Source organism: Roseofilum acuticapitatum BLCC-M154, from assembly GCF_030068475.1.
Lineage (GTDB): Bacteria > Cyanobacteriota > Cyanobacteriia > Cyanobacteriales > Desertifilaceae > Roseofilum > Roseofilum acuticapitatum.
Genome location: NZ_JAQOSP010000099.1, coordinates 1 through 12,293 on the forward strand (window position 1 = coordinate 1; position 12,293 = coordinate 12,293).

Here is a 12,293-nt window from a genome sequence, read left to right on the forward strand (position 1 = left end):
AGTTTTCGCGCTTTATGTGGGACATCTTGATCCCCCTTTCATGTCCGCTTGCGGAAAATCCCCCTTAAAAAGGGGGACTTTCCTATTCCCCCCTTTTTAAGGGGGGCAAGGGGGGATCTTTTCCTACTGTCCACCGATACAGCGCTTTGCGCTGTAAGTAATGAGTAATGAGTAATGAGTAATGAGTTAAAGTAGCGGGCAAGATGCCCGCACTCCCTCAATCGATTGATATTACTGGAGTGGGAGCATCCTGCTCCCTACATTTTTTATATGGCATCTTGCTCCCTACATTTTTTATATGGCATCTTGCTCCCTACATTTTTTATATGGTGTTTCCGCTTCGCGGACATGAATAACCGGACTTGATATAATTGGTAAGGGGAAAAACTGATTACTCAATCAAACCCCAAATTGTCCCCAAATTTGTTGGGCAATGCGTTTGGTTAATGTGGGCCGAGAAGTAAACAATTCTCGCAAAGCCCAAGAACTGAGCCGGGGAAGAGTAGTCATCATCCGCCGAATTAACCAGTCCCGGAACACAAAGCCGAGGAATGTGCCAATGACTGCCGGTAAAACCACCCAAAGCAGCCCCCGAATGAGGACTTCTTGCAGAACACCCGGATCTTGAAGAATGACAATCAGGTTTCTGATCACCAAGATGGCATCAGGAATCCAGATGGTGAGCATGGCGATCGCCCAAGCGACGCGCTCAACCAACTGAGTTGTCCTCAACTGCAAGAAACTCAGCAGCTCATTAATCAACCAATTATGGCTTTGAACCACCCGCAAACACTCCGGTTTATCCAGGAGTTCCCGTCCTACTTGGTTAATAATGTCTCCATCGGGCGATAACACCGTTCGCAACAAAAACTGTCCTTGTTTCCCGCCATCACCCACATAGAACGTTTTAAAGGTCAATGCCGATTGAATTGTTCCCCAGGTCGTCGTATCAATAAGCACCAGTTGTCTCAGATCCATCAAGATCCGAGCCAACTGACGGGGAGGGATCGTTAGGCGATCGCCCCCCAACCGCACCCCCTCAATTTGCCGCAGCATCAACGGATTCAGATAAAAAACAAACTCCCCCTCCTCCGCTCGAATACAAGGCGCAATCAAGCTTCCTGGGGTTTCCGGGGGGTTTACCAGCGATCGCACTCGCTCTACCGTCTTTCGGATAAACTTAAACACACTCTCCTTTGGAGTCTCATCTACCGATTAGGATTGACAAACGTAGCAGCCGGTAATCTAAACCGTCCATCCGTACTTTTTTCCAGAATATTTTGCACAATCTCCACCATAAACTCCAGCAAACCACGCCATTGTCTTTCCCCAGAATTCACCCCTTCATTATGAATTTGGATCAACAACTCCTTATAGTCAAAATCCAATAACTTCTCATGATAGCGATTAATAATATCCCCATCGAGCTGCATTACCGTCTGGGCATAGATAATATCCGTTGATTCAGACTTAAGATCTTGACTATCCAAAGCCGCTTTCAACTCTTGCAGCTTACGCAAACCTCGCAAAAAACGACCATTCGAGAGCAAATTCTGCAACTTTTCCTCATCATTCGGATCGTCAGGATTCGGTAGTCGCTCTTGAGGATCGTACAAATCATTCGTCGGATTACTCAAAACCTGCCGATACTCCATCAGCATTTTTTTCCGCAATGCATAATACCGATGGTAAAGCGCTGGAGGAATTTGACGCTCATAAAAATACTGCTCATCCCCCTCTATCTCTGGAATCTGATAGAGATAACGATAGGCTTCTTGGGGTACAAACTTACTCCCCGTAATCTGAGCCACCACCATCGTATTCACTTCCAGGGCAGTCATATCGGTGAGAACTTCACCCAATCCAGTCACAAAATCACTAAACCGGCGCTGAAGACTAGACATTTGAACCAACTGCCCATTCTGAGTTGGTGTTATTTCTGTTGAATCAGGCATAACCATTGTACTCCTATTGAACAAAGTATTGATGAACTAGCTGAGATTCCATCTGAGCAGAAGCAGAACCTTCATTCTAAGATTTTTTCTCCTCAAAAGGATCTTCTAAGTCAGCAAAAGGATCTTCACCCAAATCATTAAGGAGTTCTGAACCTTCCTGATTGGATTCCTCTGATAAGTCTAGAGACTCGCCAAAAGGATCGGCATCCTCCTCATCAGCAAACAAATCAGCCAAGGGATCAACCTCATCCTCCTCTTCTAACATTAATTCTTCTGTCATAGCCGGAGGGGTGATATCCTCCTCTTCCTGCTCCCAGTCCTCAGACAGCAGCTCATCTAGTCCATCCGACTCATCCAAGATTGACTCTTGAACAGACTCCCCAAAGGAATCTAACCCCTCTTGGGCAAATTCGTCAATCATCCCTTCTGCATCTGGTTCCACCACCGTCGGCGCAGTATGGCTCACCGGCAAATCTTCCCACAAATCCCCCATATCCGCCTCAATTTCCTCTACTGCTTTCGCATCCCTCACCGCTCGATCTTCCGCCTGAGCGTCAACCGCCTCAAAATCGAACTCCTCTGTATCTCCAAACACATCCAATACATCCTCCTCTTCTCCTTCAACCAGTTCCTCAGTCACATCTGAAGAAAAGTCAGGAACCTCTAAAGGCGTTTGGACTTCTTCCTCTTCCTCAAATACATCGAGTAACTCTTCTGTTTCCCCAAATACTTCTTCCGAAGATGTCGTATCATTCCAAATCGTTTCCGACATAGTATCGGTTTCAAAAGCACTTAAAATCTCTGCCTCTTCTTCCTCTGAAGCTTCTGGAATATCCAACAACTCTGTCTCAGCACTACCAAACGGATCTCCCTCCGCTTCCTCTATTTTTTCCCACAGAGATTCCTGGGATTCCTCCATCAACAACTCTTCTTCAGAACTAGCCAAGGGATCTTCAGTTGCTCCCCCATCCTCTCCCAAAGATTCACCCAACTCAGGTTGAGCTGTTTCCATCTCTTCTTCCCATAAATCTTCTGTGGATAAATCTTCTTCAGAAGCAGCAAAGGGATTAGATTCTGATTCCTCAATCTCTTCCCATAATTCTTCTGTCTCTGAACTGGTTAACGGCTCTTCTTCTCCAATGAGCAATTCTTCTTCTGAACTGGCAAAAGGATCTTCTTCACCCACGAGCAATTCTTCTTCTGAAGATTCTTCAAATACGGAAGATTCTAAGGTTCCTTCCTCTTCCCATAACTCTTCTTCTTCTGAAGTTCCAAAAGGATCTTCTTCTTCACTGACGAGCAATTCTTCTGTGGAAGATTCGGCAAACATCTCTTCTGTTTCCGAAGTTTCTTCTTCCGCAAAGGGATCTTCTTCACTGACGAGCAATTCTTCTGTGGAAGATTCGGCAAACATTTCTTCTGTTTCCGAGGTTTCTTCTTCCGCAAAGGGCTCTTCTTCACTTACCAGTAATTCTTCTGTGGAAGATTCAGAAAACATCTCTTCTGTTTCTGAAGTTTCTTCGTCTGTGCTTTCAGTCACTAACTCTTCTAGAAAAGAGTCATCTGATGAGTTGTCAGTAGAAGTTTCATGAGCAGATTCAGTTACGCTTTCTGGATCGGTTGCGGTTGATCCATACTGAGCATCAAATTCTGCCATGATATCGTCTTCGTCTGAAGAGGATAGATCGGGAAGGTTTGCTTCAGGTTGTTCGGAACTTTCAGTTGTGGCTTCTTCTATGGGGACTGAATTTACTGGAGGTTCTGATGTTTCATCATCTGAGTCTAACCGATCGATGAAATCTCGATCGCTGGAGTCACTGATTGCAGGTGTCTCAGTGTCTGATTTGATTACATCAACAATGGGTAAATGTTCTAATTCAGCATCCGTCAAGCTGCTGGATGATTCATTGATTTCCTCTGGTTCTGTACTTAGTTCTTCTTTGTCGCTTTCTGAATCAAATGCAGCCATGATTTCATCTTCTTCTGTCTCAAAACTAGGGAAGGATGAAGCCGCTACAGAGTCTTCTGACTCTAGGGTTGGGGTGGGGAAGTCTGTATTGAGTTGGGGAATTTCGAGAGAGTCTTCAATGGGGATTAAGGGGGGTTCTGGGAGGGGAGAAGAGTCAATGATGTCTGGAGCGCTGTAGGTGGCATCAAAGGCACTCATGATCTCCTGTTCTTCATCGTCTAGAGGTTCTTCTGAGTCGATGTCTAGAGGATTATTTTCTTTGGGATCTGTGGCGAGTTGATCTTGGGGTTGTGGTTCTGCTTCTGAGGCTTCTGCGGATGAGGTAACGGCGATCGCCGCCGCAGTGAATCCGGCCGCAGCAGCAATGGTTTCTAGGCTCAGATCCGGCTGTTTTTGGCTCTGTAAGGACGTTTCAGATTCATTTTCGCCAAAAATGTCATCAAGGGGGTCTGATGGAGGTTGGGGCGTTTTTTCCGTGGGCTGGGTATCGAAGGAGTCAAAAAAGTCATCTTCGGGTTCTTCTGGGGCAGGGGAAGAGGTTTCTGGGGTGCGATCGCCCTCAACGCTCTCTTCTAGTGCTTCTTCTCCTGTCTCTTCCGCAGGCGGCACACCTATTTCCCACTCTACTTCAGCTTCACTCTCTAGAGGATCAGAGTCACTCTCATCACGTTGAGCGGCGACTCTTTCCAGATGAGTGACGACCGTCTCAAACTCCGTTTGTTGCATCTCCGCCCACAAGCCAAACAGTTTCTGAATACTGTTCAGATTGCGTTTAATAATTTGTCGGCTAGAGCGAATCTGATTAATATGAAAGTCCCGCAGCTCAGTAAAGGGGCCTTTCCCAACAAAATGACTCCCGACTTCGGTATCGATTTCACCATCAACGATATTAATCCGGCTATGCATCCGATAACCGGGTTGAGCTTCCGGTGGATCATCTGGGTTGGCGTTATAGGGATCGGGTAAGGAGATCCAGGTGGTGATTTCCAGTTCTATTGATTCACTTAAGGCGGTTTTCAAAGCTTCAAGTAATTCCCCAGCTTTGATCGCTTCCCGAAAGTCGTCAGTGGCTGCCATGATGATAGTTCCTCGTTAATCGATGCCGGAAGCCGATACTCGACCCCATATGAGCAAACCTAAATACTTATCTATGCTATCTGAATTTGCACAGGTTTGATACAGTTCTCACCAACCCATCTATTCACCCTTGAGCAGGTTAGAGGGTTTAGAGCTAGAGAGTTTCGCAGCTTGGGCAGAAGAAATTTTCTTCATGCTTGCTGCCAAGATAGCAAAGAGTTGCTCCAGGTTATCTAAGTTCTGTTCTAGAATATCGCGGCTTTCGTCTATTTGACTCAGGTGAAAGTCTTTTAGCTCAGTGTAAGGGCCATTTCCCACAAAGTGACTGCCCACTTCGGTATCGATTGTACCTTCAATAATGTTGATCCGAGTTCGCATTTGATGACCGGATACGGGCTGAGTTGGAGTATCTGGATTGCTTGGAGGGGGATTCACAGCACGTTCATAGCGATCGCCGTCAGCAACCCAGGTTTTAATATCCAGTTCGACTGCTTCGCTCAGAGCAATTTGTAGAGCCTCTTTAATCTTACCGGCTTTGAGTGCGGCTTTGAAGTCATCACTGGCTGCCATCCCTAAATCCCCCTGTTGATGTTGCTTCGCTTATTAGGCGTTTTGTCCCACTCAATAATTATCAGTGATTCATTATCAATTATCAAGGGGGGGGCAGTTACTGGGATGAATTTTCCTGTTTCTGTTTTTTCCATAAAATAGCGATCGCCACCCGTACCGACTTCCCCATCATCGAAACCCGCATTTGGGCAGAAGCCTTCTTTTCCCATTGAATCAGACTCTCTCGAAACGCCTCATCCTGCTGCGCTCTTTGGACAATAGCGGACACAATCACCTTTTTCTGGAGTTCCTCTAGAGCAATCCCTTCCTGTTTCAAATAAGATAATAACCGTTCAATATTCCCCACAAACTGATCCGGCAGTTGCGAAAACAGAATCGACTTAATCTGCTTCGAGGTTTCCTGATACAACTGCTGTTGGCGATCGAGCATCGGTTTGGGAGGTGGAGGAGGTGGCGGACTCTGATTCACAGCCGGTCGAGACTGAGGTAAAGTCGGATGTTTGAGGACACTTAACAATTGCTGACGACATAAAGCAAACCGTTCTTTCACCTCTGGATACAAATTCAAAATCTGTTCAGCAATGATTTTGGCATTCACCACATGATTAGCCAATAATCTCAGCAAATACTGATGATCCATCGGCATATAAGACTCAATTGTTAAATGCAACTCTAAATTATCCTGTTGCAATTCCGCCAAAGTGAGGATTAAAACTTCCCAATTGGGCGCTTCCTGGAATACCACCTCAATTGTCGTACTACTTTCTTGATACTCTTGTCCCAGTTCTCCTGGCTCAAAACTGCGATCGGCTGGATAGCGACTGGCTGGACTTTTTGTCGTAAAATCAAACTGTCGCCACAAATAACGACAAACCACCTTAGATAAATCCACCCCCTCAATTTTCCAATTTTGGATACATGCCCCCGTTAAATTTGCCCCATCTAAAATTGTCCGAACTAGACGAGTTTCCAAGAGCAAGGTATCCGTCATATCCGTTTCACCCAAATTCGCATCACTCAAATACGATCCACTCAAATCAGCTCTTCTGAGATTCGAGCCGCGCAAATTGGCATGACTTAAATTACCCTGCAACAAATAAACCTCCTCTAAATTCGTGCGGAGCAAATGGGCATTCTTAAAACTGGTTTTCAACAAATAAGCTCCCGCCAAATCTGCCCGACTTAAATCCGCCCGATCCAAAATCGCATCACTTAAATCTGCCCCCGTCAGAATTACCCGATGTAAATCCGCCTCCGTTAAATTCGCCGATCGCAGACAACAGTTCAGTAAATTCGCTTCCGTTAAATTCACTTCGACCAAAATCGCATTGCGTAAATTGGCTTCCTCTAAATGACTTTCCCGTAAATTCGCCCCCGTTAAATTCGCTCCCGTTAAATTCGCATGGCGCAAATTCGCTTCCATTAACTCCGTTTTGCTTAAATTCACACTGGTTAACTTTGCCCGCTCCAGATTAATTTGGTCTAGTGTAGAATTGTGTAAATCCGCACTGGTCAAATCAGCTTCAGTGAGAATCGCCCAATTCAGTTCTGCTTCCTGGATTCGAGATAGACGTAAATCAGCCTTAGTTAAATTAGCCCCACTAAAATTGCAACCGCTTAATTGACTACTGGTGAGAACCGCATTGCTTAAATCAGCATGTCGAAAACAAGCTCCTGTCAAATTAGCTTCATTCAGGGATACCCAAGTTAAATTCCCTCCAGTTAAATTAGCTCCGGTTAAATCAATTTGACGCAGATTAGCACCACTGAGGTTAGCGCCACTGAGGTCTACATGGGCAAAATCCCGTTCTCCTTGTCGATAGCGATTGAGTAGCTCTTGTGTTTCCATGAAAACTGGTAATGGGTTCCCTGAACTGGAGTAAAATCGGGTTTTCATTGACCGGAGTTTTTACTCCAATCCCCCCTAGTGTACTGTCAACCGGTTTACCATAGGAGGAAACTAGGACACAATTGGATCGGCCCATGGGAGGAAGCAATTCTTACGGTAACCATTGGGGACGAAAGCCTTTTAAGGGCAGAGCTTCCGGTTTGATTTGGGGGTCTTTCCCTAGTTTTTGGGCATCGATAATGGGTAAGATCCAAAGGTTTGCATTACTGTTGAGTGGGTTTTCTGGTGGAGTTGCCGGGGATTCTTCTGGGGTATCAACTTGGTTGTGATCGAATAGAATTGCTACACCATCAGGGGATAAACTAATGTTAATTTCCCGTTGATTGGGTAGACCGACTAAGGGAATTTGCTCGCTAGTTTCGAGGTTAATCGCACCAATATAGAGCAGTTCTTGATAGAGTTCTCCGGGTAAAAGTTCCGAGAGCAAACAATAAAGCATGGTTTGGGTGGGGTCAAATTCACACTCTTTAATCGATCCATTGGTTTTGAGCAGTTCCTTTTCGGTTCCTTGGTTGGTAACCAGATAGAGCGATCGCGTATAATCTGTATTGAATTTGATCATCGTCGCGGCTGATCCATCGGGGGCAAAACTCAGCACTTGTCCAAATTTGGGCAAAAAGTCTAAGGGTTGGTTCGTGGGTGCAGATCGATCGGGATACAGGGGAAGTAAGGCTACCCCTTCTCCTTGCAAAAGGGCGATCGCCTGGGAATCAGGCGTAATTAAAAACTCTCCCCCTGGTTGGTTTTCCATCGGATAGGGGTCTCCTTTTTCCGGAATCAGCCAGAGTCCAAAGTCACCGGGATCTTGACGATTCACCCGTTGTACCACAATCGTTTTACCATCAGGAGCCAGATCAAAGGCTAAGTTTTGATGGGTTTCGTTGTCTAAAATTTCGTCTACAATGCTGGGATCTTCACCTTCTTTTAAGCCAGTGGTGACGGTATAGAGTTTTTGTTCAATGATTTCATCACCCGCTTCTAGGGTATCTCTTGCAGAAAACAGGATGCGATCGCGATCGGGATAGGGTCTAAAATCCATCACCACTAGATTTGGAGGGGTGAGCATCTCCAACTGATTTTGAGTCAGATTATACAGAATTAAGCGCCCAGACTCTTCTCCCTGATTGCCGATATAGACAAACACGCGATCGCGACTCTTAAACTCACCCACAAAAGGCTCAATTTCCGTCCCCTTTTTAGCATCTGAATATTGATCTTTTGCCCCTTGAATTTGTACCTTAAATTCCGTCCCATAGGGAGCCGGTTTATTTAAAGTATAAGCCATTCTGCGACCCGCCCAACTACTTTTACCCAACAAAGACGGTTCAATTTTCAGATTATTTTCTACACTCGCCCGATCCATGGGATGACTAAACTGAAGAATAAAGGCTCTATCCTTAGCCGTAATCACTTGATTTTGCCAAGTAAATTGACGCACCCTAGGAGCAGCATTGCCGCCCGTCAGCACCAGAAAAAAGATTGCTATAAAAAGCGAGATGATAATGGCTACAACCACCCGATCCAGGGGCTGCCAATTTTCGATATTCGGTTTAATCTGGGACTGGTAAAAATCAACCAATTTCTTAGAATTCTTCATCATGCCTTAATTCATAACCACTTTAAACCCTTAATAGTTATAGGGATTTCTAGGTTCCGGAATCGACTTAACTTCCTGGGCAACAATCACTAACTTGCGATCGTTATTCAAAAGTTCCGTAGCCATTTCCCCCTTAATCTCTACCCAACTATCTTGAGCATAAGCTTCGCGAGATTCAGGAAACTTGACCGGTAAACCAATCGGATAAGCATCGGCCGCACAGCAGGTAATAATAAATCGAGAAACCAAACCATATTCTAAGGGTAACTCCGGGGGATGAATCACAAAACCCGTTACTTGTACCTTTTGACCCGTATAGGCATCTGGTTCAGGATAAACATTCAGCGTTCTTACCCATTCCACCAAAGATTTTTCCTCTGGTTTGCTTACATTGGTAAAAGACTGAGGGGTAATTTCAGTAGTTGGGATAAAATCATTAACCCCCCGCTTCAAAGCCGTTTCAGAAGTAAAGGCTTGGGGTTTAACCGTTAGACCAACAATAGCCGTAAACAACAACAGATAGCAACTCAAATTTTGGGGCAATAGGGTAACATGCTCTCTCAAATCCCCTGAATTGCGCGGACGGTCAACTAAACGTTTTTGGTAATGTTTCCACAGTTGCCATCCTTTCACGCCACTGAAGCCGATTAAAATCACTCCAGCAATAACAATCAGCCAATGGTAGGCTGGATGAATCAGTAAATTTAGTTCTCCACCGATCCATAATTCAATTAGCAATAATCCCCATAATCCCGTAGTAACCACATCTAATGTGGGCAGCCAACGTTGAGGCAACTGTAATTTATTCATTATCCTTGAAAATTAATCCACCATGTGGTAAAGGAATGTCAACACAAAGGTTAACTGGGCAGCTAAAACCAATAAATAGATAATAGGCCTGGGTTTAAACATCGACAACATTAACCCCACGCTTTTGATATCAATCATGGGGCCAAAAACCAGAAAAGCCAGTAATGAGGCACTGGTAAACGTGGAGGCAAACGAGAGGGCAAAAAAGGCATCAACCGTGGAGCAAATGGAGACGACTGCCCCTAAAATCATCATGGCGAGAATGGAGGTGACGGGCCCTGTGCCGACGGCTAGAATCAGATCGCGGGGCATTCCCACTTGAATTAAAGCGGCGATCGCACTCCCAATGACCAACACCCCCCCCAACTCTCGCAACTCTTGCAGCGCATTATCCATAAACAAACGCCAGCGATAAGACCAAGGCTGCTTGACTAAATCCTGGAATAATTGAGGCGTTTCTCCCATCGATACATCCAGTTTGACCCGTTTACCATCATTACCGATCAGAAAGTTGCCCGGTTGCAACAGGGACAAGGATTCATCTTTTTCTTCATCAACGGCAGAATCCTTACTCGGATCGGGCATTAAACGCACCATTCCCGGTTGCAAGAGGGGGCGCAAATCCGCTTGCGAACTAAAAATCCAAGCAATTCCTGTGGCAATCAGCAATGAAAAAATCACCCGAAAGATCACCAATTCGGGTTGGTCTCGAAATGCCGTCCAAGTTGACCAAATCACCACCGGATTAATCGTCGGCGCAGCCAGCAAAAAGCCTACTGCCACTGAAGGGGGGAATCCCTGAAGCAAGAACCGGCGAGCCACAGGGACATTTCCACATTCACACACCGGAAACAGAAATCCAATCGCACTGCCTGCCAGCGCTCCCAATAAGGGTTGTTTCGGGATCAATCGCAGGAGTTTGCGCTCATCGACAAAAAATAGAAGCGCACTCGAAAGCATTACTCCAAGCAAGAGGAAGGGGAAAGCTTCCACGATCAGGCTTAAAAAGATTGTAAAAGCAGTGTTGAACTGATTCATTGGGTTCAAGGGTTGAAAGAGGTGAAGAGCGCTCCTGGGATCAAAAGGGAGTAAGGGTTTGCCCCGTTATTTTATCGGAAAAGTCTGGTTTGCACATCAAAATCCCTGTTTATTGTGGCTCTAGAGATGGGATCAAAGTTCTGTATCATGGCTAAGGGAAAGGGGTATGGTTGAATAAAGCAGAAGCTAGAGAAACTGCCAGTGTAATATGATTAATCTCTCTAAACCCACGGATGATGATTTATTTGACTATCACTACGATGAACCGGGAAGTTTACCGGGAACCCTAGAGTTTGAAGAAGATGCTACACCCTCTAAGCTTCTCCTCCTTGATTATACGGAAAATGAAACGGAGTTTACAGAATTAACGACTCCAGAAGAGTGTTTATCTTACTTAAGCCATCCCTCGGTTTCTTGGGTGAATGTTTTAGGATTGGGTTCCCAGGAGATTTGGCAAGGGGTGGGTCGGGTGTTTAAGTTACATCCTTTAGCGTTAGAAGATGTGGTTAATGTTCCTCAACGGCCAAAGGTAGAAGATTATGGCCAGTATTTGGTGGTGATTACGCAGAATGTGCGTTTAAAGGAGCAAGCTAAGGGGTTTTATATTGAACAGGTGAGCTTGATTTTAGGCAATCATTACTTACTGACGGTAGAGGAGAATCATCAGGGTGATGGTTTGCGTCAGGTACGCGATCGCATTCAGATGGGTAAAGGGATTATTCGGACTCAGGGAGCAGACTACCTGATGTACAGTATTTTGGATGCGATCGTTGATGGATTTTTCCCCGTTTTAGAAGCCTATGGCGATCGCATTCACGATCTAGAACAAGAAGTCATTACCCATCCGAGCCGAAAAACCCTACGCACCCTCTATCGCATTCGCCGGGAATTACTCGCTCTACGTCGGCAAATTTGGCCCCTGCGAGATGCCATAAAACTCTTAGTCCGTCATCCCAATTCCTTAATTGGCCAAGATGTGCAAATTGAATTAAGAGATTGCTATGACCATACCTTACAAGTCATGGATTTGGTGGAAACCTATCGCGAATTGACTTCAGAAATCATGAATGTCTACTTTTCTTCTGTAGGCAATAAAACCAATGAAATCATGAAAGTCTTAACCGTTATTGCCACCATTTTTAACCCCCTAACCTTTGTTGTTGGGGTTTATGGCATGAATTTTAATCCCGAAGCCTCCCCCTGGAATATGCCAGAACTCAATTGGGCCTGGGGATATCCCCTGGTTTGGGGCATCATGTTGAGTATTTCTGGAGGGTTGATTTATCTGTTTTGGCGCTGGGGGTGGTTTGAAGATCTCTCCACCGATTTAGAGGTAGAGGACGATCGTTAAACTCAGAGGTTAGGGGC

Annotated in this window: 9 protein-coding genes; 1 reads left to right on the forward strand and 8 read right to left on the reverse strand. The window is 45.3% G+C overall.

Features of this window, described 5'->3' with window-relative positions:
* Nucleotides 1-399: 399 nt before the first annotated feature.
* From PMG71_RS14615 to PMG71_RS14650, 8 genes are all read right to left on the reverse strand, one after another.
* The gene (locus PMG71_RS14615; RefSeq protein ID WP_283754438.1) at nucleotides 400-1,188 is read right to left on the reverse strand and encodes a hypothetical protein; all 789 of its coding nucleotides are present in this window, start codon (nucleotides 1,186-1,188) and stop codon (nucleotides 400-402) included.
* A 20-nt stretch (nucleotides 1,189-1,208) separates the two neighbouring features.
* Nucleotides 1,209-1,955 (reverse strand): hypothetical protein, encoded by a 747-nt coding sequence (locus tag PMG71_RS14620; protein WP_283754439.1) that lies wholly within the window; start codon nucleotides 1,953-1,955, stop codon nucleotides 1,209-1,211.
* A 76-nt stretch (nucleotides 1,956-2,031) separates the two neighbouring features.
* On the reverse strand, nucleotides 2,032-5,001 hold the full coding sequence (locus tag PMG71_RS14625) for a hypothetical protein (protein ID WP_283754440.1): 2,970 nt from the start codon (nucleotides 4,999-5,001) through the stop codon (nucleotides 2,032-2,034).
* 120 nt (nucleotides 5,002-5,121) lie between these two features.
* On the reverse strand, nucleotides 5,122-5,571 hold the full coding sequence (locus tag PMG71_RS14630; protein WP_283754441.1) for a hypothetical protein: 450 nt from the start codon (nucleotides 5,569-5,571) through the stop codon (nucleotides 5,122-5,124).
* Between the two features lie 97 nt (nucleotides 5,572-5,668).
* Complete coding sequence (locus PMG71_RS14635) at nucleotides 5,669-7,420, reverse strand: pentapeptide repeat-containing protein (protein ID WP_283754442.1); 1,752 nt, start codon at nucleotides 7,418-7,420, stop codon at nucleotides 5,669-5,671.
* Nucleotides 7,421-7,571: 151 nt separating this feature from the next.
* Complete coding sequence (locus PMG71_RS14640) at nucleotides 7,572-9,080, reverse strand: hypothetical protein (protein ID WP_283754443.1); 1,509 nt, start codon at nucleotides 9,078-9,080, stop codon at nucleotides 7,572-7,574.
* 27 nt (nucleotides 9,081-9,107) lie between these two features.
* Nucleotides 9,108-9,887, reverse strand: coding sequence for a TIGR03943 family putative permease subunit (locus PMG71_RS14645; protein ID WP_283754444.1), 780 nt, complete (start codon nucleotides 9,885-9,887; stop codon nucleotides 9,108-9,110).
* Between the two features lie 12 nt (nucleotides 9,888-9,899).
* A complete protein-coding gene (locus tag PMG71_RS14650; RefSeq protein WP_283754445.1) occupies nucleotides 9,900-10,925 on the reverse strand; it encodes a permease in 1,026 nt (341 codons plus the stop codon).
* A gap of 208 nt (nucleotides 10,926-11,133) precedes the next feature.
* Here PMG71_RS14650 and corA point away from each other — a divergent pair, with 208 nt between their 5' ends.
* Nucleotides 11,134-12,276 (forward strand): magnesium/cobalt transporter CorA, encoded by a 1,143-nt coding sequence (gene corA / locus PMG71_RS14655; RefSeq protein ID WP_283754446.1) that lies wholly within the window; start codon nucleotides 11,134-11,136, stop codon nucleotides 12,274-12,276.
* Nucleotides 12,277-12,293 lie beyond the last annotated feature (17 nt).